The 22,906-nt window shown below is 77.9% G+C and carries 25 protein-coding genes, 1 pseudogene and 1 riboswitch; of the genes and pseudogenes, 11 read left to right on the forward strand and 15 right to left on the reverse strand.

The window, feature by feature from the left end; genetic code table 11:
• Positions 1-7: 7 nt before the first annotated feature.
• The 6 genes from ACI796_RS15575 to ACI796_RS15600 form a co-directional block, all read right to left on the reverse strand.
• Positions 8-1,606, reverse strand: a complete 1,599-nt coding sequence (locus ACI796_RS15575) for a GTPase (protein ID WP_456942136.1) — start codon at positions 1,604-1,606, stop codon at positions 8-10.
• Entirely contained in the window at positions 1,603-3,303 is a 1,701-nt protein-coding gene (locus tag ACI796_RS15580; protein WP_456942137.1) for an ABC transporter, read from the reverse strand. Before ACI796_RS15580 ends, ACI796_RS15575 begins: the two co-directional genes overlap by 4 nt.
• Positions 3,304-3,332: 29 nt before the next feature.
• Positions 3,333-3,983, reverse strand: coding sequence for an HAD hydrolase-like protein (locus tag ACI796_RS15585; protein WP_456942138.1), 651 nt, complete (start codon positions 3,981-3,983; stop codon positions 3,333-3,335).
• Complete coding sequence (locus ACI796_RS15590; RefSeq protein ID WP_456942139.1) at positions 3,980-5,593, reverse strand: peptide ABC transporter substrate-binding protein; 1,614 nt, start codon at positions 5,591-5,593, stop codon at positions 3,980-3,982. Before ACI796_RS15590 ends, ACI796_RS15585 begins: the two co-directional genes overlap by 4 nt.
• A 68-nt stretch (positions 5,594-5,661) precedes the next feature.
• Complete coding sequence (locus ACI796_RS15595; protein WP_456942161.1) at positions 5,662-6,144, reverse strand: FBP domain-containing protein; 483 nt, start codon at positions 6,142-6,144, stop codon at positions 5,662-5,664.
• 43 nt (positions 6,145-6,187) lie between these two features.
• A complete protein-coding gene (locus tag ACI796_RS15600) occupies positions 6,188-6,916 on the reverse strand; it encodes a cobalt-precorrin-6A reductase (protein WP_456942140.1) in 729 nt (242 codons plus the stop codon).
• 26 nt (positions 6,917-6,942) lie between these two features.
• Here ACI796_RS15600 and ACI796_RS15605 point away from each other — a divergent pair, with 26 nt between their 5' ends.
• A complete protein-coding gene (locus tag ACI796_RS15605) occupies positions 6,943-8,025 on the forward strand; it encodes a cobalt-precorrin-5B (C(1))-methyltransferase (RefSeq protein WP_456942141.1) in 1,083 nt (360 codons plus the stop codon).
• Here the strand turns inward: ACI796_RS15605 and cobM are convergent.
• The 3 genes from cobM to def are packed head-to-tail and all read right to left on the reverse strand — an operon-like array spanning position 8,022 to position 10,590.
• Complete coding sequence (gene cobM, locus ACI796_RS15610; protein WP_456942142.1) at positions 8,022-8,765, reverse strand: precorrin-4 C(11)-methyltransferase; 744 nt, start codon at positions 8,763-8,765, stop codon at positions 8,022-8,024. The genes ACI796_RS15605 and cobM overlap by 4 nt on opposite strands.
• 29 nt (positions 8,766-8,794) lie before the next feature.
• Entirely contained in the window at positions 8,795-10,036 is a 1,242-nt protein-coding gene (gene cbiE, locus ACI796_RS15615) for a precorrin-6y C5,15-methyltransferase (decarboxylating) subunit CbiE (RefSeq protein WP_456942143.1), read from the reverse strand.
• Positions 10,033-10,590, reverse strand: coding sequence for a peptide deformylase (gene def, locus ACI796_RS15620; RefSeq protein ID WP_456942144.1), 558 nt, complete (start codon positions 10,588-10,590; stop codon positions 10,033-10,035). Before def ends, cbiE begins: the two co-directional genes overlap by 4 nt.
• 40 nt (positions 10,591-10,630) lie before the next feature.
• On the opposite strand from def, the gene ACI796_RS15625 reads away from it, so the two are divergent.
• From ACI796_RS15625 to ACI796_RS15650, 6 genes and pseudogenes are all read left to right on the forward strand, one after another.
• On the forward strand, positions 10,631-11,593 hold the full coding sequence (locus ACI796_RS15625) for a cobalamin biosynthesis protein (RefSeq protein ID WP_456942145.1): 963 nt from the start codon (positions 10,631-10,633) through the stop codon (positions 11,591-11,593).
• A gap of 265 nt (positions 11,594-11,858) precedes the next feature.
• Positions 11,859-13,304 carry an aminotransferase-like domain-containing protein gene (locus ACI796_RS15630; RefSeq protein WP_456942146.1) on the forward strand — a complete coding sequence of 482 codons (1,446 nt, stop codon included), beginning with the start codon at positions 11,859-11,861 and terminating at the stop codon, positions 13,302-13,304.
• A gap of 325 nt (positions 13,305-13,629) precedes the next feature.
• Complete coding sequence (locus ACI796_RS15635) at positions 13,630-14,190, forward strand: ANTAR domain-containing protein (RefSeq protein ID WP_456942147.1); 561 nt, start codon at positions 13,630-13,632, stop codon at positions 14,188-14,190.
• 111 nt (positions 14,191-14,301) lie between these two features.
• Positions 14,302-14,967, forward strand: coding sequence for a lysophospholipid acyltransferase family protein (locus ACI796_RS15640; protein WP_456942148.1), 666 nt, complete (start codon positions 14,302-14,304; stop codon positions 14,965-14,967).
• A complete protein-coding gene (locus ACI796_RS15645; protein ID WP_456942149.1) occupies positions 14,964-16,469 on the forward strand; it encodes a cobyric acid synthase in 1,506 nt (501 codons plus the stop codon). Before ACI796_RS15640 ends, ACI796_RS15645 begins: the two co-directional genes overlap by 4 nt.
• Before the next feature lie 197 nt (positions 16,470-16,666).
• Positions 16,667-16,909: pseudogene (locus ACI796_RS15650) on the forward strand (VOC family protein); the annotation flags it as partial.
• A gap of 61 nt (positions 16,910-16,970) precedes the next feature.
• Here ACI796_RS15650 and ACI796_RS15655 read toward each other — a convergent pair.
• The gene (locus ACI796_RS15655; RefSeq protein ID WP_456942150.1) at positions 16,971-17,369 is read right to left on the reverse strand and encodes an acyl-CoA thioesterase; all 399 of its coding nucleotides are present in this window, start codon (positions 17,367-17,369) and stop codon (positions 16,971-16,973) included.
• Positions 17,370-17,401: 32 nt separating this feature from the next.
• Between ACI796_RS15655 and ACI796_RS15660 the strand changes: the two genes are divergently transcribed.
• Positions 17,402-17,998: an MSMEG_1061 family FMN-dependent PPOX-type flavoprotein gene (locus ACI796_RS15660; protein ID WP_456942151.1), complete on the forward strand. Its 597-nt coding sequence runs from the start codon at positions 17,402-17,404 to the stop codon at positions 17,996-17,998.
• A gap of 34 nt (positions 17,999-18,032) precedes the next feature.
• Positions 18,033-18,458 (forward strand): VOC family protein, encoded by a 426-nt coding sequence (locus tag ACI796_RS15665; protein WP_456942152.1) that lies wholly within the window; start codon positions 18,033-18,035, stop codon positions 18,456-18,458.
• 4 nt (positions 18,459-18,462) lie between these two features.
• On the opposite strand, the gene ACI796_RS15670 is transcribed toward ACI796_RS15665, so the two are convergent.
• Positions 18,463-18,657: a hypothetical protein gene (locus ACI796_RS15670; RefSeq protein ID WP_456942153.1), complete on the reverse strand. Its 195-nt coding sequence runs from the start codon at positions 18,655-18,657 to the stop codon at positions 18,463-18,465.
• Positions 18,658-18,815: 158 nt separating this feature from the next.
• On the opposite strand from ACI796_RS15670, the gene ACI796_RS15675 reads away from it, so the two are divergent.
• Complete coding sequence (locus tag ACI796_RS15675) at positions 18,816-19,322, forward strand: type II toxin-antitoxin system PemK/MazF family toxin (RefSeq protein WP_456942154.1); 507 nt, start codon at positions 18,816-18,818, stop codon at positions 19,320-19,322.
• Positions 19,323-19,329: 7 nt separating this feature from the next.
• Here ACI796_RS15675 and ACI796_RS15680 read toward each other — a convergent pair whose 3' ends face one another.
• From ACI796_RS15680 to ACI796_RS15695, 4 genes are read right to left on the reverse strand one after another with little or no spacing between them, the layout of a single operon-like run.
• Positions 19,330-19,617, reverse strand: a complete 288-nt coding sequence (locus ACI796_RS15680) for a hypothetical protein (RefSeq protein ID WP_456942155.1) — start codon at positions 19,615-19,617, stop codon at positions 19,330-19,332.
• Between the two features lie 31 nt (positions 19,618-19,648).
• A complete protein-coding gene (locus tag ACI796_RS15685; protein WP_456942156.1) occupies positions 19,649-20,716 on the reverse strand; it encodes an AbrB family transcriptional regulator in 1,068 nt (355 codons plus the stop codon).
• Positions 20,713-21,006 (reverse strand): transcriptional regulator, encoded by a 294-nt coding sequence (locus ACI796_RS15690; protein WP_456942157.1) that lies wholly within the window; start codon positions 21,004-21,006, stop codon positions 20,713-20,715. The genes ACI796_RS15685 and ACI796_RS15690 overlap by 4 nt, the downstream gene beginning before the upstream one ends.
• Complete coding sequence (locus ACI796_RS15695) at positions 21,003-21,449, reverse strand: hypothetical protein (RefSeq protein ID WP_456942158.1); 447 nt, start codon at positions 21,447-21,449, stop codon at positions 21,003-21,005. The genes ACI796_RS15690 and ACI796_RS15695 overlap by 4 nt, the downstream gene beginning before the upstream one ends.
• 104 nt (positions 21,450-21,553) lie before the next feature.
• Positions 21,554-21,637, forward strand: a riboswitch (cobalamin riboswitch).
• 61 nt (positions 21,638-21,698) lie between these two features.
• Here ACI796_RS15695 and ACI796_RS15700 point away from each other — a divergent pair.
• Positions 21,699-22,906, forward strand: a 1,208-nt coding sequence (locus ACI796_RS15700) for an ATP-binding protein (protein ID WP_456942159.1), incomplete at its 3' end; no start/stop codon positions are given.

The raw sequence follows: 22,906 nt of genomic DNA on the forward strand, positions 1-22,906 counted from the left end.
AGGGGCGTCAGGATCGTGCGCGACCGACCGCGGCGCAGAAGCGGTCGTGGTCGGCGCGCGCCTCCGACAGCGGCGCCAGCACCTCCTCGTCGGCCACCTCCGCCACCCGGGCGGTGAGCCGGCGCCGCGCCGTCCGCGCCTTGCGCCGGGCGCCCGCGGCCACCAGCGGCCGGCACAGCAGCGCCAGCAGCAGCCCGGCGAGCAGGCCGCCGGCCAGCAGCAGCGTGGGCAGCGGGATGCCCTGGACCCGCGGCAGCGGGAGGACGTCGTCGAGCTGCAGCAGCCCGAGCCCGGCCAGCGCGAGCAGCCAGAGCGCGCCGACCAGCGCGGTCAGCGCCAGGAGCCACTGCAGGCCCCCGACCGCGCGCTGCCACAGCGGCGTCCGGTCGCGGCCGAGGTCGGTGCCGGCGACGGCGCGGTCGAGCCGGTCGGGCAGCCGATCCTCGGTGTCCTCCGACGTGCGGCGCAGCTCGTCGCGCCAGGCCGGCGGCAGCCCGCGGCCGGCGTCGTCGCGGGCCCGGCGCAGCGCGGCATCCATCCCGGCCCGCTGCACCGCCCCGGCCGGCGGCAGCGAGGTCCGGGAGCGCTCGTCGCCCAGGTTGAGCCGGCCCAGCGGGTCGGCCCGCAGCTTCGACGTCCACCGCAGCACCGGCCAGCCGGTGTGCGCCACGCCGCTGCGGACCGCCGAGCGCTCGACCGCGCCGACCACGGCCGGCACCCCCGCGGCGTCGGCGAGCGCCCCGGCGAGCTCCTCCCGCGCCGCCCGGTCCGGCCCGCGGTCGCGGCCGGCGTCGGGAGCGCAGTGGGCGGCCAGGGCCGCGGCGGCGCCCCGGGCGTCCGCGGTCAGCCGGTCGGTGGCGGCCTTCCGCGCGCCCACCCGGCGGCCCAGCTCGGCGCGCAGCTGCGGCAGGCCCAGGCCGCTGGACGCCGCGGTCGGCAGCACCGGCACCCCGGACAGGCCCTCCTCGTCGAGCAGCCGGCGCAGGTCGGCCAGGCACGCGGCGACCGCCGCCTCGTCGAGCCGGTCGACCTGGTTGAGCACCACCAGCAGCACGCCCGAGTGCCCGGCCAGCGGCGCGAGGTAGCGGGAGTGGACGGCGTCGTCGGCGTACTTCTGCGGGTCCAGCACCCAGACCAGGACGTCGACCAGCTGCACCAGCCGGTCGACCTCCAGCCGGTTCTCCAGCCGCACGCTGTCGTGGTCGGGCAGGTCCAGCAGCACCAGGCCGTCGAGCGCGGGGTCGGGGTCGGCGACCCGGTGCCGCCGCGGCACCTCCAGCCAGTCGAGCAGCCGGTCGGCGCCGTGCGCTCCGGCGGAGGGGTCGCCCCACACGCTCGCGTGCGCGACACCGGTGGTCGGCCGCCGCACGCCGGGCGTGCTCACCTCCGCCCCCGACAGCGCGTTGAACAGCGTGGACTTGCCGCTGCCGGTGGCCCCCGCCAGCGCGACGACGGTCGCGTCGCCCAGCGCCTCCCGGGCCCCGGCCTTGGCCAGCAGCGACCGCGCGGTGCCCACCTCGGGCACCTCCAGCCGCCCGTCGGCGACCTCGACCGCCTCGCGCAGCGCGGCCAGCCGGTCGGCCAGCGACAGCCCGCGGCCCCTCACGCGGCGGCCCCCCGGGCCGCCGCCAGCGTGGCGACGGCGGAGCGCAGCCCCTCCGCCGCGGCGGGGGCGTCCGCGGCGACGGCGAGCAGCTCGTCGAAGCGGTCCTGCTCGGCGGCCAGCAGCCGGTCGGCGCGGGCGTCGAGGTCGGCGCGGGCCCGGGCGGCCAGCGAGCGCACCGCGGCGTCACCGAACACCGCCTCGAGCACCCGCTGCCCGAGCGCCGTCGTCCCGCCGGCGACGGCGAGCTCGGCACCCGACAGGCCCGCGGTGGACGCGAAGACGGCCACCATCACCACCGCGCCGGCCCCGTTGACGCCCCACGACAGCAGTCGCGCCTGCGAGCGCTTGCCCGCGCCCTCCTCGCGCACCAGGTCGAGCACGTGGCCCTGCCAGTCGCGCACCTCGTCGGCGGCCGCGGGCGCGAAGTCCGGCGACACCGACCCGAGGTCCTCCTCGCGCCCGGCGACCAGAGCCGGACCGCCGGGCAGGGCGCGCCACGCCGTCACCGTGCGGTCGGCGGCGCGGCCGGCCTCGGCGTGCAGCAGCGTCTCCACCCCCGACTCCAGCGCGCCGTGCAGCGAGTCCGCCGACGTCGGGCGGCCGGTGAGCGCGGCGCCCAGCCGGTCGCGCAGCCGGCCCACCCGGTTCTGCAGCGAGCGCATCCACTCGCCGGTGCCCACGAAGTCCTGCCAGCGGGCCAGCACCTCGCCGCGCAGCAGGCTGCCGTTGCCCACGCCCTCGCCGACCGCGTCCCGCGCCGCGTCGTAGGCGGCGTCGGCGGCGTTCCCGAGGGCGGTCGCCGCCGCGGCCTGCTCGTCCACCCCGTCCGCGACCGCGGCCACCCGCCCGTCCAGGCTCTCCAGCGCCCCGGCCAGCGTCTGCCGGACGACGGCGGCGCGCTGCTCCTGGTCGGCGGCCAGCCCGCGCAGCCAGTCGCGCAGCGGCGCCACCTGCTCCTCGGGCAGGAAGCCGTCGCGCAGCGGCCGCTCCTCGACCACGAACAGCCGCGCCGACGCCAGCCCGCCGCGCTGCAGCATCCCGGCGAGGTCGGCGGCCACCTCGGTCACCGCCTCGGGCGGCACCCGGTCCAGCACGACGGCCAGCGCGGTGCCCCGCTCCTGCGCCGTGCGCAGCAGGTCCCACGGGACGGCGTCGGCGTAGCGGGCCGCCGTCGTCACGAAGACCCACAGGTCCGCCGCCGACAGCAGCTGTCCGGCGAGGTCGCGGTTGGCCTCGACCACCGAGTCGACGTCGGGGGCGTCGACGAGCGCGAGCCCGGCCGGCAGCGCCCCGCTGGGCACCAGCCGCAGGCCGCCGGTGACGTCGCCCTCGCCGGTCGTGCGCGGCAGCCCGGGCAGCACGCGGTCGCCGGAGAACGCCGGCAGGTCGGCCGGCGAGCAGACGAGCACGGGGGCGCGGGTGGTCGGCCGGAGCACCCCGGGCGTGGTCACCCGCGCCCTCAGCACGCTGTTGACCAGCGTGGACTTGCCCGCGCCGGTCGAGCCGCCGACGACGGCGAGCAGCGGGGCGTCGAGGTCGCGCAGGCGGGGCAGCAGGTAGTCGTCGACCTGGTCGACCACCGCCCGGGCGGTCCGCGCGGTCGCGTCCCGCGCGGGGGTGGCCAGGCCGAGCGGCGCCGCGGCGACGGCGTCGCGCAGCTCCTGCAGCGCATCGGTCAGCGGAACGGGCCCGGTCACATGGGGTAACTAGCCAGGACGGCGGTCCGCTACCCGTCGAGCGCCGCGAGCGCGGCCGGCACCTCCCCCGGCGTCGCGACGACGACCGCCGCGCCGGCCCCCTCCAGCTCGCCCGGGCCGCCCGGTCCCCAGCCCGCGCCCACGCACGCCAGCCCGTGCGCCGCCGCGCCGAGCACGTCCTGCGCGCGGTCGCCGACGAGCGCGGCCGGCCGGTGGGCGGGGTGCGCGGCGAGCGCGGCGGCCACGACCTGGTCCTTGTGCCGCACCGCGCCGTCGAGGGTGGCGCCGTGCACGCTGCTGAACGCGGCCCGCAGGCCGGTGGCCTCGAGCACCCGGACGGCGAACACCTCGGGCTTGCTGGTCGCCACGGCCAGCGTCGTCCCGCCGTCGCGGAGGGTGGCCAGCAGCCCGGGGATGCCCTCGTACACGGCGACGTCGAGCAGCGCGCCGGCCGCGTAGTGCGCCCGGTAGGCGGCCACCGCCCGGCCGACGTCGGCCGGCGGGACCCCGAGCACCGTGGCGAAGCCGTCCTGCAGCGGCGGGCCGACCATGTCGCGCAGCTGCGCGGGCGTCGGCTCGGGCAGGCCGAGCTCGGCCGCGGCGACCCGCACCGAGGCGGCGATGCCCGGCGTCGAGTCGACCAGCGTGCCGTCGAGGTCGAACAGGACGAGCGGGGTCACCGCGCCAGTCTGATCGCGCTGGTGTCCACCCCTCCGAACGGCTCCACCACGACGTCCTCGACGTCCTCGGAGTACAGCGTCTGCGTCACGTCGACGAACAGCGGGACGACCGGCATGGCCTCCAGCACGACGTCCTCCGCCCGGTCGTAGGCGGCGAGCGCCTCCTCCTCGGTGGGGGCGGCGTTGGCCTCGGCGAGCAGCGCGTCGAAGGCCGGGTCGGCGTAGAACGCCAGGTTCGCCCCGGCCGGCGGGTGCGCCCGGGACGCGAACAGCGGCTCGAGGAAGCTCCGCGGGCTCGGGTAGTCCGCGGCCCAGCCGTGGCGGAAGGGGCCGGTCATCCCCCGCTCGGCGACCAGACCGAGGTACTCCGCGGGGGCGAGCGTCCCGTGCAGGAGGAACTCGACCCCGAGGTGGCTGCGCAGCTGGTTGCCCACGGCCTCGATCCAGGCGTCGTTGCCCGCGCCCGCGTTGAACCACAGCTCCACCGGCCGCCCGCGGTCGAAGCCCGCCTCGTCCAGCAGCGCGTTCGCGCGGTCGACGTCCAGGACGCAGTACCCGCAGGCGCCGTCCCGGTGCCCGGGCACCCCCGGTGCGACCAGCGCGTCCGCCGGGCGCCGGGTGCCCGCGAACAGCGCCTCGGCGATGGCCGCGCGGTCGATCGCCAGCGACAGCGCCCGGCGGACCCGGGGGTCGGCCCAGCGCTCGTCGTACAGCGGCAGCGCCAGGTGGGTGAGGCCCGCGGTCGGGGTGCCGACGACGCGGACGCCGTCGTCGCTCCGCACCCGGGCGGCCACGTCGGGCGAGGCGCCCGGCAGGACGTCGAGGTCCCCCGCCAGCAGCTCGGTGTACCCGGTGTCCTCGCCGACGTGGACCCGGTACTCGACCGCCTCGGCCGCGGCCGGGCGCGGGCCCGCGTAGTCCTCGTACCGCCGCAGCGTGATGCCCCGGCCGGGGACGAACTCCCCCTCCGCCCGGAACGGCCCGTTGCCGACCGGCCGGCGGCCGAAGCCGGCCGGGTCCTCGAACCAGGCCTCCGGGAGCGGGAACAGCACCCGCTGCCCGAGGGTGACGGGGAAGGAGGCGAAGGGCGCGGTCAGCGTCACGGTGAACGTCCGGTCGTCGACGACGCGCAGCCCGCTCATCTCCCGCGCGGCCGGTTCCCCGCCGTCGGTGCCCTGCAGGTCCGTGTAGCCGACGACGTCGGCCAGGGCGTAGGACCCGCCCATCGCGTTCGGCGCCCAGGCGGTGGCGTTCCAGGCGTCGACGAACGACGACGCGGTGACCGGCGAGCCGTCGTGGAAGGTCCAGCCGTCGTGCAGCCGGATCGTCCAGGTGGTGTCGTCCGCGGACTCGACCGACTCGGCGACGCCGGTCCACCGGATCCCGCCGTCCGGGCCGTACTCGACCAGCCCCGTCCACAGCGACTCGAGGACCTGCCCGCCGGACTCCTCGGTGGTCGCCCCGGGCACCAACGGGGCGACCGGCTCACCGATCGAGATCGTCACCGTCCCGGCCGCCGCGCCGTCCGGCGGCGACCCGTCGCAGGCCGTTCCGCTCAGGAGGGCGGCGACGGCGAGCGCCACGACGCGGGGAGGGCGTCCGGGCGGCACGGGGCGGCGTCCTCCCCTCACGAGCGGTCAGGGCAGGCAGTGTCCTCCCGCTGCCGGGACCGGCGGGGTCACCGCAGCACGGCGTCGAGGAACTCCTCCACGCGCTCCCGCAGCTCGGCGGCCCGCTCCTCGCCCACCTCCACCGGGTCGCGGTCGCGCAGCCACGGCGGGATCTCGGCGCGCGCGCGGGCGGCGCAGCCGAGGTCGGCGCAGACGTAGGTGCCGACCGTGTTGCCGTTGCGGCCGGCCTCCCCGGCGCGGCGCGCGGTGAACAGCGAGACGGCGTCGCCGGAGTGCGTCGACCGGCACAGCAGGCACATGACGGTGCGGCGCACCGACATCCGGGTGTCGGCCGCCCGCAGCGCGATCCCGACCGGCTCCCCCTCCCGCTGGACGACGAGGTAGCCGCGCAGCGGCGCCTTCGGGTCGCGCCAGCCGAGCACCTCGAGCTCGTCCCACGGCAGGTCGGCGAGGTCGCGCGGCAGCGTGGCGGAGTTCGCCTCGCCCTTCGAGCAGTTGACGAAGGAGCGCCGCACCTGCTGCTCGGTCATCGGTTCCACGAGGGGCCATCCTGCGTTCCGGCACCGTCGCGTCTCAACGGGTTATCCAGGCCACCGCCTCGTCCACCGTGCGCACCACGTCGACGCCCGCCGGCAGCGGCGGCCTGCGGACCAGCACCACGGGCAGCCGGAGCTGCCGGGCGGCGACCAGCTTGGCCTCGGTCATGTGCCCGCCGGAGTCCTTGGTCACGACGACGTCGACGCCGTGCTCCCGCAGCAGCGCGACCTCCTCCTCGACCGTGAACGGTCCCCGCGCGAGCAGCAGCACCGCGCCCGCGGGCAGCGGCTCGTCCGGCGGGTCGACCGAGCGCACCAGCACCCGCCCGGGCAGCGCCGCGAACGCGCCGACGCCCTGCCGGCCGGTGGTGAGGAAGACCGTGCCGGCGTCCCGGACCGCCGCGGCCGCCTCGGCCAGCGAGTCCACGTACGTCCACCGGTCCCCCGGCCCCGGCGTCCAGCCCGGCCGCTGCAGCCGCAGCAGCGGCACGCCCTGCCGCCGCGCCGCGGCCGCCGCGTTCGCGGTGATCCGGGCGGCGAACGGGTGGGTCGCGTCGACGACGGCCCGCGGCCGGTGGGTGGCCAGCCAGCCGGCCAGCCCGTCGGCGCCGCCGAACCCGCCGACCCGCACGCCGCCCTCGGGCAGCACCGGGTCGGTCACCCGCCCGGCGAGGCTGGAGAGCACGTCCACCCCGCGGGCGACCAGCGCCGCGGCCAGCCGCCGCGCCTCCCCGGTGCCGCCGAGGACCAGCACCTGCCCGCTCACGGTGCCCGCCCGGGGATCATGGGCCGGTGAGCAGGGACGGCGCCTCCGGGCTGCGGCACGGCTGGACCACCGGCGCGTGCGCGACGGCGGCCACCACCGCGGCCTACACGGCGCTGCTCACCGGCGAGTTCCCCGACCCGGTGACCATCGACCTGCCCAACGACCGGCACCCGTCGTTCGCGCTGGCCCGCGAGTCGCTGGAGCCCGAGGCGGCCAGCGCCGCGATCGTGAAGGACGCCGGCGACGACCCCGACGTCACCCACGGCGCGCTGGTCGGCGTGCGGGTGACGCACGGCGAGCCGGGCAGCGGCGTCGTCTTCCGCGCCGGCGAGGGCGTGGGCACCGTGACCAAGCCGGGCTTGCCGCTGGCGGTCGGCGAGCCGGCGATCAACCCGATGCCGCGGCAGTTCATCCGCGAGCACGTCGCGGCGGTGGCGGCACGGCACGGCGGCAGCGGCGACGTCGTCGTCGAGGTGTCCATCGAGAACGGCGCGGAGCTCGCGCGGAGGACGTGGAACCCGCGGTTGGGCATCCTCGGCGGGCTGTCGGTGCTCGGCACGACCGGCGTCGTCGTCCCGTACTCGTGCTCGTCGTGGATCGACTCGATCCGCCGCGGCATCGACGTCGCCCGCGCGGCCGGGCACACCCACGTGGCCGGGTGCACCGGGTCGACCAGCGAGAAGACGGTCCAGGAGCTCCACGGCCTGCCCGAGGACGCCCTGCTCGACATGGGCGACTTCGCCGGCGCGGTGCTCAAGTACCTGCGCCGCCACCCGGTGCCGCGGCTGACCGTGGCCGGCGGCATCGGCAAGCTGGCCAAGCTCGCCGACGGTCACCTCGACCTGCACTCGGGCCGCTCCCAGGTGTCCTTCGACTCCCTCGCCGCCCGGGTGGCGTCCGCGGGGGGCTCCCCGGCGCTCGTCGAGGGCGTGCGCGGCGCCAACACCGCGCTCGACGCGCTGCGGCAGTGCCAGGCGGCCGGGCTCCCGCTGGGCGACCTGGTGGCCGCCGGCGCCCGGGAGACCGCGCTCGGCGTGCTGCGGGGAGCCCCGGTGGAGGTCGACGTCGTGGTGATCGACCGGGCGGGGGCGATCGTCGGGCGCACCTAGGAGCGACATCTCGTCGTCGAGTAGAGGTGGCTGTCGGGGAACTGCTCCGCGGTGAGCACCGGGCCCACGACGACGACCGCCGTCCGCTTCACGCCCGCGGCCTCGACCTGCCCGGCGATGTCGGCGAGCGTGCCGCGCAGCACCAGCTCGTCGTCGCGGCTGGCCCGGGCGACGACGGCGACCGGGCCGTCGGGGCCGTAGTGCTCGGCCAGCTGCGGCGCGAGCTCGGCCATCCGCTGCACGGCCAGGTGCAGCACGAGCGTGGCGCCGGTGGCGGCGTAGGCGGCGAGCTCCTCCCCCGGCGGCATCGGCGTGGACCGGGCGCTGGTGCGGGTCAGCACGACGGTCTGCCCGACGCCGGGCACGGTCAGCTCCCGCTTGAGCGCGGCCGCCGCGGCGGCGAAGGCGGGCACCCCCGGGACGACGTCGTAGGGCACCCCCGCGGCGTCGAGCCGGCGCATCTGCTCGGCCACGGCGCTGTAGACCGACGGGTCACCGGAGTGCAGCCGGGCGACGTCGTGGCCGGCCTCGTGGGCGGCGACCAGCTCGGCGGTGATCCGGTCGAGGTCGAGGTCGGCGGTGTCGACCAGCCGGGCGCCGGGCGGGGCGGTGTCGAGCAGCTCGCGGGGCACCAGCGCGCCGGCGTACAGGCAGACCGGGGCGCTGGCGATGATCCGCGCCGCCCGGAGGGTGACGAGGTCCGCGGCCCCGGGCCCGGCCCCGATGAAGTGCACCGTCACGGGAGGTCCTTCGTAGCGCTAATGGCTGCTCACCACCGGGTCACCGACCAGATCGTCACGGGCATCGCGGGCTTCCAGCCGGTGAACGACCCGACCGGCTCGGCGCGCTGCACCTCCACCCGCACCAGCTCCCCGCCGACCCGCGCGTGCCACTGGGCGAGCACCGCCTCGCTCTCCACCGTGACCGCGTTGGCCACCAGGCGGCCGCCGACCGGCAGCGCGTCCCAGCAGGTCTCCACCAGCAGCGGCGTGGTGAGGCCGCCGCCGATGAACACCGCGTCGGGGGCGCCCAGCCGGGAGAGGACGTCCGGCGCGTGCCCGTGCACCACCCGGAGGTACGGGACGCCGAGGCGGCCGGCGTTGCGGGCGATCCGCTCGGCCCGCTCGGCCGAGGCCTCCACCGCGACGGCGCGGCAGGTCGGGTGGGCGCGCATCCACTCGATGCCGATCGACCCGGCGCCGGCCCCGACGTCCCACAGCAGCTGACCGGGGACGGCGGCCAGCCGGGCGAGGGTGACCGCCCGGACCTCGGACCTGGTCAGCTGCCCGTCGGACTCGTAGGCGCCGTCGGGCAGGCCGGGGGTGGTCGGCAGCGGCGCGGTGCCGCGGTCGGCCCGGCACTCGACGGCGGTGACGACCAGCGCCGGCGCCGGCTGCGACCAGGTGGCCGCGGTACCCGTGCGCACCTCCTCGTCCGGGCCGCCCAGCCCGCCGAGCACGGTGACCAGGCTCTGCCCGTAGCCGCGATCGGACAGCAGCCGCGCCACCTGCGCCGGCGTCTCGCCGTCGGACCCGAGCACCAGCAGCCGCCGGCCGGGCTGCACGTGCGGGTGCAGCAGCTCGATCGGCCGGCCGACCAGCGTGACCACCTCGGTGTCCTCGACCGCCCAGCCCAGCCGGGCGCAGGCCAGCGACACCGACGACGGCGCCGGCAGCACCCGCACCCGCCCGGCGCCCAGCAGGCGGGTCAGCGTGGTGCCGATGCCCGACAGCATCGGGTCACCGCTGGCCAGGACCACCAGTGCGCGGCCGGCATGCGCCTCGACCAGCCCGGGCAGCGCCTCGGTGAGCGGCGAGGGCCAGGGCACCCGTTGGGCGGCCACCTCCGGCGGGACCAGGTCGAGCTGGCGGGAGCTGCCGAGCAGCACCTCGGCCCGCTCGACCTCCGCCCGCGAGGTCGGGGCCAGCCCGTCCCAGCCGTCCGCGCCGATCCCCACGACGACGATCGGGGTCGTCCCGGCCTCCTCCACCGCCTCCGCGACCCCGCTCACGCCGGCAGCTCGCCCTCGGGGCCGGCGGCCTCGGCGAGCAGCCGCTCGCGCAGCTCCTCGGGCAGCCGGTCCACGTAGACGACGCCGTCGAGGTGGTCCACCTCGTGCTGCAGGCAGCGCGCGGCCATGCCGGTGGCCTCGATGGAGACCGGCGCCCCCTTCACGTCGACGCCGTCCACCCGGGCGCGGAAGGCGCGGGCGAGCTCGGCGTAGGGGCCGGGCACCGACAGGCAGCCCTCCTCGGTGACCTCCTCGGCCGGCTCGTCGCCGACCGGCTCGAGCAGCGTGAGCCGCGGGTTCACCGCGTAGCCGACGACGTCCTCCCCGTCGGCGTCGGGGCAGTCGATGACGAACACCCGCGCGTCGACGCCGATCTGGTTGGCCGCCAGCCCCACCCCGTCGGCCTCGCGCATCGAGGCGAACATGTCGAGGACCAGCCGGCGCAGCCGCTCGTCGAACTCGGTGACCGGGGCGGTCGGGCGGTGCAGCACCTCGTTGCTGCCGTAGGTGACGATCGGCCGGGCGACGCCGTCGTAACGGCCGGGCAGGCGCATGGCCGCGATCCTAGGAAGCGCCCTCGGCAGGATGGGCGCCGTGCTCCACCGCCGAGGCCGCAGCCGCCGAGACCTCCCCACCGCCGTCGGCCTGGCGCTCGGCGCGGCCGCCGACCTGCTGCTGGCCGATCCCGCGCGACGTCACCCGGTGGCCGGGTTCGGCACGGTCGCCGCGGCGCTGGAGCGGCGGGCCTGGCGGGACTCCCGCGCGGCGGGTGCGGGGTACGCGGCGGTCCTCGTCGCGGGCGCGGCGGGGCTGGGGGCGGCCGTCGACCACGCCACCCGCGGCCGGCCGGCGGTGCGCACGGCCGCCGTCGCCGCCGCCACGTGGGCGGTGCTGGGCGGCACCTCGCTGGGCCGGGCGGCGACGGCGATGGCCGGCGCGCTGGAGGCGGGCGACCTGCCCGCGGCCCGGGCGCTGCTGCCCACGCTCGCCGGGCGGGACCCCTCGGCCCTCGACGAGGCGGAGCTGGCCCGGGCCACGGTCGAGTCGGTCGCGGAGAACACCTCCGACGCCGCCGTCGCGCCGCTGGTGTGGGGCGCGCTGGCCGGGCTGCCCGGGCTGCTCGGCTACCGCGCGGTCAACACCCTCGACGCGATGGTCGGCCACCGCTCCCCGCGGTACGCCCGGTTCGGCTGGGCCGCCGCCCGCGCCGACGACGCCGCCAACTGGCTGCCCGCCCGGCTCACCGCGGCGCTGACCGTGGCCTGCGCCCGGTCGGCCGGCGGGTCGGCGCGCGGGGCGCTGCGGGTGTGGCGCCGCGACGGCGCCGCCCACCCGAGCCCCAACGCCGGCCGCTGCGAGGCCGCGGCGGCCGGCGCCCTGGGACTGCGGCTGGGCGGGCGCAACGTCTACGGCAGCCGGGTGGAGGACCGGCCGGTGCTCGGCGACGGGACGGCGCCGGCCGGCAGGGACGTCGCCCGGGCGGTGCGCCTGTCGCGCGCGGTGTGGCTGGCCGCCGCGGCCCTCGCGGCGCTGAGCAGGGCGGCCCGCGGCCGCTGAGGGGCCCGGGTCCGCGGCCCGCGCCCGTGGAGCGCACCGCGCGGCGCCGACGGCACGGGGAAGCCGGACGGGTCGACCCGGGGGTGGCTGGCCGGCGGGTCGGCCGGGCCGCGGCCGCCGCGGACGGCGACCACCAGCGTGGCCACCGCCAGGGCGGCCAGGGCCAGCAGGAACAGCAGGACGAGGACGGCACCAGGAGTCATGCACAGGACAGTGGCACCATCCGGCCTGGACGGAAGCGGTCCAATCCGGCATGGTGGCCTGCATGCCACCGAGCATCGAGCAGTCCACCGCTCCCGAGCTGGCCGGACTGGTCGGGCCACTCGGCGACCTGGCGGGCCCGCGGTACGCCGCGCTGGCCCGTCGCATCCGCGAGCTGGCCGCGCTCGGGCAGCTCGCGCCGGGTACCCGCCTGCCGGCCGAGCGCGACCTCGCGGCGGCGCTGGCGGTCAGCCGGGTGACCGTCGCCTCGGCCTACCGGCTGCTGCGCGAGGAGGGGCACGCGAGCACCCGGCACGGCGCGGGCACCGTCGTCGAGGCACCCCCGGCCGACCCGGTGTGGACCGCCCCGACCACCGATCCGGCCCTGCTCGACCTCGCCCACGCCGCGCCCGAGGCGGCACCCCAGCTGCTGCCCGCCTACCGGCAGGCGCTCGAGCGGCTGCCCGCCGTCGCCGCCGGTCACGGCTACGCGCCGGGCGGGCTCCTGGAGCTGCGGGCGGCGGTCGCCGACCGGTACACCGCCCGCGGCCTGCCCACCGACCCCGACCAGGTGGTGGTCACCGCGGGCACCGGCGACGCGACCGCGCTGGTGTTCGAGACGCTGCTGCAGCCCGGCGACCGGGTGCTGGTCGAGCACCCCACCTACCCGGGGGCCCTGGGCCTGGTCACCACCGCCGGCGGCCGGTGCGTCCCGGTGGCCGTGGACGCCGCCGACCCCGACGCGGTCGTCGGCGCCGCGCACATCGCCGTCCGGCAGAGCAGCCCGCGGATGGCCTTCCTCATGCCCGACTTCTCCAACCCCAGCGGCGCCCGCCTGTCCGCCGCCGGGCGCCGCCGCCTGGCCGCGACGCTGTGGCAGCAGGGCGTGCTGACCGTCGTCGACGAGGTCACCGCGGAGCTGCACCTCGACGACGGGCCGCTGCCCCCGTACGCCGCAGGCCTGCCCGACGCCGCGACGATCACCGTCGGCGGGCTGTCCAAGGCGGTGTGGGGCGGCCTGCGGGTCGGCTGGCTGCGGACCGACGCCGCCCTCGCCGCGTCGCTCGGCGCCGCGCTGGGCCGCCGCCAGCTCTCGGTGGGCCTGCTCGACCAGCTGGCCGCGGCGGCCCTGGTGCGCGACCTCGACGCCGTCCTCGAGCAGCGGCGGGCGCTGCTGCGCGAGCGCCGGCAGGTGCTGCTGGCCGAGCTGGCGGGCCGCCTCCCGGCCTGGACCGCGACGCCCCCGCGCGGCGGCCTGTCGGTCTGGTGCGCGCTGCCGCCGGGCAGCAGCTCCGCCGCGCTGGCGGCGGCCGCCGCCCCGCTCGGGCTGCTGCTCGCCGAGGGCCGCGCGTTCGGCACCGGCACCGCCTTCGACGACCGCCTGCGGGTGCCGTTCACCCTGCCCGCCGCGGACCTGCGCAGCGCCGTCGCCACCCTCGCCGCCGTGGACGGCGCGCTGCGCAGCGATCCGGTGGTGCGCCATCCGGCGCGGCCCCTCACGGTGGTGTGACACATACCAGATCCCGGCCGTCCGGTGACCGTGCGCCCCCGGCTCCGGGGGACTACCGTCATGGAGGTCCCCGAGCGGCCGGGATGTCCCCCGGCGTTCCGCAGATGGTCGAACAGCCGGCTGCGCGGCGCTCTTGCCGGGCCACGCCCGGCGCGTGTCTCCCCCGGAGCCCGCCATGACGTCGACCCAGTCGCGTGTCGCCCCCAGACACCACCCACCGGCCGCCCGGCCGGCCCCCCCTCCGCCGCTCCCCCGGCGGCGCCCCGCCGTCGCCGGCCGGTGGCGCTACGAGCGCGCCAGCGGGGACTGGTGGTGGTCGGCGGAGATGGCCGCCCTGCACGGCCTCGCCGACGGCGGCCCCGGCCCCTCCACCGAGGTGCTCGTCGCCGCACAGCACCCCGACGACCGGGCGCGGACCATCGACGCGCTCTCCGCGGCGGTCACCGGGGCGCAGGCCTTCTGCCTGCAGGTGCGGCTGCGGTCCGGCGACAGCCACCGGCCCGTGGTCTTCCTCGGCGAGCCGCGGACGGACGACGACGGCCGGGTGATCGCGGTCGAGGGCCTGATGGTCGAGGCCCCGCAGCCGGCGGTGCCGTCGGCCGAGGAACGCGTCGCGGCGCTGGAGACCGAGGTGGCCCAGCTGCGCACCGCGATGGCCAGCCGGGCGCCGATCGAGCAGGCCAAGGGCGTGCTCATGCTCCTCACCGGGTGCGGCGACCAGGTGGCCTTCGACCTGCTGGCGCACATCTCCAGCCACGTCCACCGCAAGGTCCGCGACGTCGCCCTCGACCTCGTCGCCTCCGCCTCGGGAGCACGCCCCCTGGCGCCCGAGGTGCGCGCGATCCTGCGCGACGCCTGCCCGCCCCCGGGACACGTCGAGCGCTGACCCCCGCCCGCGCGGCCCTGCCTCCCGGACCGCGCGGGCGACAGGGGAGGATGCCCGGGGTCCGGGCCGGCGGGCAGACGCCGGCCCCGGTCCTGGGAGGGGGCGGACGGCGTGTTCTACCTGCTCGCGCGGTTCCTGCTGCGGCCGCTGTTCCGGGTCGTGTTCCGGCCGCGGGTCACCGGGCGGCAGCACGTGCCGGCCACCGGCGCGTTCATCATCGCCAGCAACCACCTGTCGTTCATCGACAGCATGGTCATCCCGCTGTCCGCACCGCGCCGGGTCCGCTACCTGGCCAAGGACGAGTACTTCACCGGCCGCGGTCCGGGTGGCTGGTTCACCCGCACCCTGTTCACGGCGCTGGGCGCGATGCCCGTGGAGCGCAAGGCCTCCCGCGCGGCGCAGGAGGCGCTCGACACCGCCCTCGGCGTGCTGCGTGCCGGCGAGGGCTTCGGCATCTACCCCGAGGGCACCCGCTCCCGCGACGGCCGGCTCGCGCGCGGCAAGACCGGCGTCGCGTGGCTCGCCCTCACCGCCGACTGCCCGGTGGTGCCCGTCGCCGTCGTCGGCACCGACCGGGTCCAGCCGGTCGGCGCCCGCTGGCCGCGGCCGCACCGCTTCTCGATCGAGTTCGGCGAGCCGATGACCTTCCCCGAGTACGCCGGCCAGGCGCGCAACGGCCGGGCCCGCCGCGAGGTCACCGACCGGATCATGGAGACGATCGCCGGGATGTCCGGGCAGGAGAAGGCGGGCTGGGGCAGCCCGCGCCCGGCCGCGTGAGCGGGGCGCTGCTGGTCGCCGGGACGACGTCGGACGCCGGCAAGTCCGTCGTCACGGCGGGCATCTGCCGCTGGCTGGCCCGCCAGGACGTGCGGGTCGCGCCGTTCAAGGCGCAGAACATGAGCAACAACTCGGTGGTCACCGCCGACGGCGCCGAGATCGGGCGGGCGCAGGTCATGCAGGCCGCGGCGGCGCGGGTCGAGCCCGAGGCGGCGATGAACCCGGTGCTGCTCAAGCCCGGCGGCGAGGACGCCAGCCAGGTGGTGGTGCTCGGCCGGCCGGTCGCCGACGTCACGGCGCTGTCCTACCGGCCGATGAAGGCGGCGCTGCTGGAGCAGGCGCTGGCCTGCCTGGCCGACCTGCGCGACCGCTTCGACGTCGTCGTCTGCGAGGGCGCCGGCTCCCCCACCGAGATCAACCTGCGCGCCGACGACATCGCCAACATGGGCCTGGCCACCGCCGCGGGGTTGCCGGTGGTCGTCGTCGGCGACATCGACCGCGGCGGGGTCTTCCCCTCCCTCTACGGCACCGTCGCGCTCATGCCGCCGGCCGACCAGCGGCTGGTGGCCGGGTTCCTGGTCAACAAGTTCCGCGGCGACGTCCGGCTGCTGCGGCCCGGCCTCGAGCAGCTCACCGCGCTCACCGGCCGGCCGACGCTCGGCGTCCTGCCCTGGCTGCCCGGCGCGGCGCTCGACGTCGAGGACTCCCTCGGCATCCCCACCGGCGTCCTCACCGCCGGCCCGCCGCACGGCGAGGAGGTGCTGCGGGTGGCCGTGGCCCGGCTGCCCCGGCTGTCCAACTCCACCGACGTCGACGCGCTGGCCACCGAGCCCGGCGTGCTCGTCCGGTTCGTCACCCGCCCCGAGGAGGCCGCCGACGCCGACCTGCTGGTGCTGCCCGGCAGCCGCGCGACGGTGTCCGACCTCGGCTGGCTGCGCGCGACCGGGCTGGCCGACGCGGTGGCCCGCCGCGCCGCCGAGGGCCGGCCGGTGCTCGGCATCTGCGGCGGGCACCAGATGCTCGCCCGCACCATCACCGACGACGTCGAGTCGCGGGCGGGCACCGTCCCCGGGCTGGGGCTGCTGCCGGCCGACGTCCGGTTCGCGCGCGAGAAGACGCTCGGCCGCCCGTCCGGGGAGGCCCTGGGCCACCCGGTGCGCGGCTACGAGATCCACCACGGCGTCGTGACCTACTCCGGCGACGCCGAGCCGTTCCTCGACGGCGGCCGGGCCGGGTCGGTGTGGGGCACCACCTGGCACGGGGCGCTGGAGAACGACGGGTTCCGCCGCGCGTTCCTCACCGAGGTGGCGCGGGCGGCGGGCCGTCGGTTCGTCCCGGCCCCGGAGACCTCGTTCGCCGCGGTGCGAGAGCGGCGCCTCGACGCCCTCGGCGACCTGGTGGCCGAGCACGCCGACACCGGGGCGCTGTGGCGGCTGCTGGAGGAGGGCCCACCGGCCGGCCTGCCGCTGCTCCCGCCGGGGGACGCGCTCACCCCGCGCTGACCCCGGCAGGACGGCCCCCGGTCCCCTGCGTTCCGGCGCATCACGATCCGCCGGATGGACCACGTGGGCTTCGTGGTCGAGGACCTCGCGGCCGCCGTCGCGTCCTTCGCCGAGTTGGGCCCGGAGCGCGAGGGCGACGCGACGGTCGAGGGTGAGTCGGTGACCGGCTCGTCGGGCTCGACGGCGTGCGGGCGGACATGGTCGTCCTGCGGACCCCCGACGGGCACGGCCGGCTCGAGCTGTCGGCGTTCCACACGCCGGTGGCGACCGGCACCGCGCCGAGGGAGCCGGTCAACACCCCGGGCATCCCCCGCCTGACCTCCGCCGTCGACGCCGTCGACGACGTGCTCGACCGCCTGCGCCCCCACGGCGCCGAGCTCGTCGGCGAGGTGGCGCGGTTCGGGGACGCCTACCGGTACTGCTACGTCCGCGGGCCCGCCGGCGTCGTCGTCGGGCTGGTCGAGGAGCTCGGCCGACCGACGCCCCGGGCCGGCGGTGGGCTCAGCCCCCGGCGAGCGCCGCCTCGAGGCGCTCGCGGACGTCGTCGGGCCACGGCGTCGACGCCCCGCCGGCGGTGCCGACGTAGGTGTTGCGGACGACGCAGCACACCCGCTCCCCCACGCGGACGGTGAACCGCACCGTCACGCTGGTGCGCCCGAGCCGCTCGGCCTGCGCGTCGACCTCGACCGTGTCGCCCCAGCGGGCCGACGACGACCACTCCAGCGCGCTGGCCTTGACCACCGGGTCCACCCGCGGGGCGATCTCCTCCCACGGCAGCCCGATCGACGCCCACCACGCGGTCGACGCCTCGTCGGCCCAGACGAGGTAGTGCGCGTTGAAGACGACGCCCTGCTGGTCGCACTCGACGAAACGGACCGGGGAGCTCCACGTGACCGGCACGGCGCGACGCTAGCGGGGGCTACCGTCGACGGGTGCAGCCCGACCCGGTCCTCGCCTCCTACCGCCCGCCCTCGCAGCTGGTGCGGGACAAGGAGATCGACCACCTCGACGTGCACTGCCAGGCCCTGATCGGTCTGTCGCCGTTCCTCACCCTCTCGACCGCCGACGCCGACGGCTGGCCGGAGGTCTCCCCGCGCGGCGGCGACCCGGGCTTCGTCAAGGTGCTCGACGAGCACCGGCTGGTGCTGCCCGACCGGCCGGGCAACAACCGGCTCGACAGCCTGCGCAAGGTGGCGGTCAACCCGCGGGTGGCGCTGCTGTTCTTCGTCCCCGGCGTCGAGGAGACGCTCAAGGTGTTCGGCACCGCCGAGCTGCTGCCCGCCGACGCGCTCGACCTCGAGCTCACCGAGTTCGGCCGGGAGCCGCGCTCGGTGATGGTGGTGACCGTGCAGCGGGCCTACCTGCACTGCGCCAAGGCGGTCATGCGCTCGGGCCTGTGGGACCCGGCCCGCCGGGTCGACCGCGGCGCCCTGCCGCCGTTCGGCACGATGATCCGCGACCACTGCGGGCTGGAGACCCCGCTGCCCGACGACGCCACCATCCGCGCGGGGCTGGCGCAGGAGCTCTGACCGTCCTGTCACCGCGTCCTGCCAGGCTGCGGCCATGGCGACCGACTTCCAGGTGACGATCGACGCCGCCGAGCCGCACGTGCTCGCCGACTGGTGGGCCGAGGCGCTGGGCTGGCAGGTGGAGCCGCAGGACGAGGCGTTCATCCGGCGCACGGTCGAGGCCGGGCACGCGCGCGAGGACCAGACGACGACGCACCGCGGCGCCCTGGTGTGGGCCGCCGGCGCGGCCGTCACCTCGCCGGACCCCGGCCGGCCGCGGGTGCTGTTCCAGGCCGTGCCGGAGGCGAAGTCGGCCAAGAACCGCGTGCACCTGGACCTGCGGGTGGGTGACGAGCGGCGCGAGGCCGAGGTGGCGCGACTGCTCGGGATGGGCGCCACCGAGCTCTGGCGGGCGTCGCAGGGCCCGTTCTCCTGGGTGACCATGGCCGACCCGGAGGGCAACGAGTTCTGCGTCGCCTGAGGGCCTAGACGGGCAGGTCCCGCGCCAGGCGCCGGCTGGCGACGGCGCGCCGGGCCACGCGGCGGACCCGGTTGCGCCGGGGCCGGCGCTCGGTGCCGAGGTACCGGGCGTCCTCGACGAGCTGGAACGCGGCGAGCACGCTGGCGCGCGGTTCCCGCGACAGCGGGACTGCGGGGATCACAGGCTGGGCCGAGGTCATGGGAGCCCCCTCTCCCGGGACGCGGTGCTGGCGTCCCGTGACGCAATGGTGCCCGCGATCGACCCGCTGTAACCGGAACCGGGGCGGATTGGTACCGGTGTGACGAACGAGGCAGACGGGACGGCGTGTCCGCTGGCGCCTCCGTACGGTTCCTGTCCATGGACCGCCCGCGCCGCCTCGTGGCCGCCGTCCGCTCGCTCGTGCGCACCGTCGCCACGCCGTCCGCCCGCCGCGCCGCGCGCCGCCCGGCCCCGGCGCCGCCGCCCGCCGCCCGGCCGGCGGGGATCGACGTCGGCTACCGGCCGCGGGCCGACGGCCGGCCCGACCCGGGCGAGGTCGTCTGGGCCTGGGTGCCCTTCGACGAGGGCGACGGCCGGGGCAAGGACCGCCCGGTGCTGGTCGTCGGCCGCCGCGGCGAGGACCTGCTCGGCCTCATGCTGACGAGCAAGGACCACGACCGCGACGCCGCCGACGAGGCCCGGTACGGGCGCAGCTGGATGGACGTCGGCACCGGCGCCTGGGACGGCCGGGGCCGGCCGAGCGAGGTGCGGCTGGACCGGCTGCTGACCCTGGACCCCGCGCGGGTGCGGCGGGAGGGCGCGGCGCTGGACCGGGCGCTGTTCGACCGGGTGGTCGACGCCGCCCGGCGCACGCAGGGCTGGTGAGCGCGGCTCAGTCGCTGTGGCGCGGCTGGGGCCGTGGCTGCCGCAGGTGGTAGACGCCGGCCTGGCCGGGCAGCGGCTGCAGGTCGTAGCGCGAGACCACCTTCGGCCCGCCGTGCAGGTGCACGTGGGTGACCGTGGGCAGCGGTGCGCCGTGCCGGGCGGCGCGGATCTCCACCCGCCCGTCGAGCGGGCCGCCCACGAACAGCAGGACGGCGTCCTGCTCGTCGGCGGTGGCGTCCACGACCGCAGTCTCCACGTCGGACAGCTCGGTCTCCTCCTCCGGCGCACGGCTCACCCGGTCGAGGGTAGGCGCCCGGTGCCACCGGTCAGGACGGCCGGCGGCGCAGCCTGCGGGCGATGAGCGGCGCCGCGAGCAGCATCACGAACAGCCGCAGCACCTGGACGGCGAGCACGAAGGTCGCGTCCGCGCCGGTGCCGGTGGCCGTGGCGAGGACGGCGTAGAGGCCGCCGGGCGTCGTCGCGAGGTAGGCGTCGAGCTCGCTGACGCCGGTGGCCGCCGAGAGGACGACGCCCAGCCCGGCGCACGCGACGACGAGGCCGACGATCACCGCCAGCGCCGGCAGCAGCGCCCGGCCCACGGTGCGCAGGCTCGCGACGGTGAACCGCAGCCCCACCTGCAGGCCGATGAGCACGAACGCCGCCGCCTCGACCGGGCCGGGCACGGTGGCGCCGCCGGAGAGCCCGCCGAGGTCGGCCGCGGCGGCCACCAGCAGCGGCCCGAGCAGCGCCGGCACCGGCAGGTGCACCAGCCGGGCCAGCACCGCGCCCGCCACGCCGCAGGCGGCGGTGAACAGCAGGCCGGCGGGCCAGCCGGGCCCGGCCTCCACCGCGACCGCGCCCCCGGCGCCGGGGTCCGCGCCGTAGACCGTCGTCGCCACGACCGGCATCGCGACGACGATGAGCAGCACCCGCAGGTACTGCAGGACGGCGACCATGCGGTCGTCGGCGCCGAGGTCGCGGGCCATGGCGGTGATGCCCGACGCGCCGCCGGCGATCATCGCGAACGCCCCGGTCACCGGGCTGATCCCGGGCTGGCGGCGCAGCAGCAGCCCGGCGCCGACGGTGAGCAGCAGCGTGGCGACGGTGACCAGGAGGACCGGCGCCCACTCCTCGCCGATCGCGGCCAGGGTGTCGGGGTCGACCAGCGCGCCGATCGAGACGCCGACGACGGCCTGCGCCGCGGCCGCCGCGGGCCGCGGCACGTCGAGCGGCACGCGCCCGGCCAGGCCGCGCACCAGGCCGGCGAGCAGCCCGCCGAACAGCGCGGCCGAGGGGACGCCGACGCGGCCGAGCAGCCACCCGGCGACCGCGGCTCCGGCGAGGACGAGGGCGGCGTCGGCGAGTCCGCGCGGGTCGGGGTGGGGCGCCCTCACAGACCGGCGATGCGGCGCAGCTCGGCGACGTGCGCCTCGAAGGCCCGGCGCCCGTCCCGGGTCAGCGACAGGCTGGTGCGCTGGCGGGACGCGACGGTCGCCTTGCTGACCCCCACGTACCCGGCCTCCTCCAGCTGCTTGACGTGCTTGGACAGCACCGAGTCGCTCACGCCGACCCGGTCGCGCACGGTGGCGAACTCCATCGTGTCGACGGCGGCCAGCAGCCCGCAGATCTGCAGCCGCGGCGGCGGGTGGATGACGGCGTCGAAGTGCGGCGCGACCGCGGTCACAGCCCGCTCCGGAGCCCGGCCACCCACAGGCGGCCCCACACCCGGCTGAGCACGCCGGCCGCGACGCCGAGCACCGCGCCGGCCACCACCATCACCCAGTGCCGGCCGTACCCCTCCGCCAGGACGAACGCCGGCACGAGGACCACCAGGACGAACGCGCCCCAGGCCGCCGCCACCCGCGGCGGCGTGCTCACCCACACCCCGGTGGTCCGCCGGTAGGCCGCCACCAGCGCGCCCAGGCCGGCGGCGAACAGGACGAGCGCCGGGAAGGTCACCCACAGCGAGTCGAGGGCGTAGCTGGCCAGGAAGGCGAACAGCAGCAGGCCGAGCGCGACGTCGTACCACCACGGCTGCAGGACCCGGTCGGCCAGCGCCTCCCGGTCGGCCTGCAGCGCGGCGAGCTGTGCGGCGGCGGTGTCGCGGTCGATCGCGTCGTTTTCCACGTCGGAAAGTGTGGACGGTCTCTTTCCGATCCGTCAAGTCACCGCCCGGCCTCCCGGTCCGCCGGATCGCGTGGTTCCATGACCGGGCCACAGCGACGGCAGTGGAGGAAGCCCGGTGCGACTCCGGCGCGGTCCCGCCACTGTGACCCGGAGGCCTCGACCGCGAGGTGCCGGGGAGTCAGGAACTCCCGCCGTCGCCTCCTGCCACCTCCGGGCGTGGACACCCGGGGAGAGGACCCGTGCACCCGCATGACGTATCCCTTCGGTGCCGTCGTCGGCATGGACGACATGCGGCTGGCCCTGCTGCTCAACGCCGTCTCCCCCGCCATCGGCGGCGTGCTCGTGCGCGGCGAGAAGGGCACGGCCAAGTCGACGACGGTGCGCGCGCTGGCCGCCGTCCTCCCGCCGGTCGCCGTCGTGCCCGGCTGCCGCTTCGCCTGCGACCCCGCCGCCCCCGACCCGGCCTGCCCCGACGGGCCGCACGACCTCGGCGTGCCCGGCGCCACCCGCCCGGCCCGGCTGGTGGAGCTGCCGGTGGGCGCGTCGGAGGACCGCGTCGTCGGGTCGCTGGACCTCGAGCGGGCGCTCACCGAGGGCGTGAAGGCCTTCGAGCCCGGCCTGCTGGCCGCCGCGCACCGGGGCGTGCTCTACGTCGACGAGGTCAACCTGCTGCACGACCACCTCGTCGACCTGTTGCTCGACGCCGCCGCCCTGGGCACCGCCTACGTCGAGCGCGAGGGTGTCTCGGTGCGGCACGCGGCGCGGTTCCTGCTGGTCGGGACCATGAACCCCGAGGAGGGCGAGCTCCGCCCGCAGCTGCTCGACCGGTTCGGGCTCACCGTGGAGGTCGCCGCCCCGCGGGACCCGGCCGAGCGCGCCGAGGTGGTCCGCCGCCGGTTCGCGTACGACGCCGACCCGGCCGGGTTCGCGGCCGCGTGGGAGGTGGAGGAGGCCGAGCTGGCCGCGCGGATCGCCGGCGCCCGCGCCCGCCTGCCGCACGTCGTCCTCTCCGACGACGCGCTGCGCCAGGTGACCGCGGTGTGCGCCGCCTTCGACGTCGACGGGCTGCGCGCCGACCTGGTCACCGCGCGCACCGCGATCGCGCACGCCGCCTGGTCCGGCCGCGACGCCGTCACCGAGGACGACGTCCGCGTCGCCGCCCGGCTGGCCCTCCCCCACCGCCGGCGCCGCAACCCGTTCGACGCTCCCGGCCTCGACGACGACACCCTCGAGCAGGCGCTCGAGGACAGCCGCCCCGACGACGACCCGCCCCCTCCCCCGGACGGCCCCGGCGACGGCGGCGCTCCCCCGCCTCCCCCGTCCGGCAAGGGCGACGACGACGGCGGCGGCCCGGACTCCCCGTGGGGGGGGGGGGGGGGGGGCGCGGGGGGCCGCGGGGCCCGGGTGGGGGGGGGGGGGGGGGGGGGGGGGGGGGGGGGGGGGGGGGGGGGGGGGGG

It is taken from the genome of Geodermatophilus sp. SYSU D00525 (genome assembly GCF_054050475.1).

What these genes read in the sequence shown, in the direction of transcription:
- ACI796_RS15595 (WP_456942161.1), bottom strand. Translation starts at nt 6,144, where the DNA reads ATGACCGAGCAGCAGGTGCGGCGCTCCTTCGTCAACTGCTCGAAGGGC.
- def (WP_456942144.1), bottom strand. Translation starts at nt 10,590, where the DNA reads ATGCGCCTGCCCGGCCGTTACGACGGCGTCGCCCGGCCGATCGTCACC.
- ACI796_RS15630 (WP_456942146.1), top strand. Translation starts at nt 11,859, where the DNA reads ATGCCACCGAGCATCGAGCAGTCCACCGCTCCCGAGCTGGCCGGACTG.
- ACI796_RS15635 (WP_456942147.1), top strand. Translation starts at nt 13,630, where the DNA reads ATGGCCGCCCTGCACGGCCTCGCCGACGGCGGCCCCGGCCCCTCCACC.
- ACI796_RS15665 (WP_456942152.1), top strand. Translation starts at nt 18,033, where the DNA reads ATGGCGACCGACTTCCAGGTGACGATCGACGCCGCCGAGCCGCACGTG.
- ACI796_RS15670 (WP_456942153.1), bottom strand. Translation starts at nt 18,657, where the DNA reads ATGACCTCGGCCCAGCCTGTGATCCCCGCAGTCCCGCTGTCGCGGGAA.
- ACI796_RS15675 (WP_456942154.1), top strand. Translation starts at nt 18,816, where the DNA reads ATGGACCGCCCGCGCCGCCTCGTGGCCGCCGTCCGCTCGCTCGTGCGC.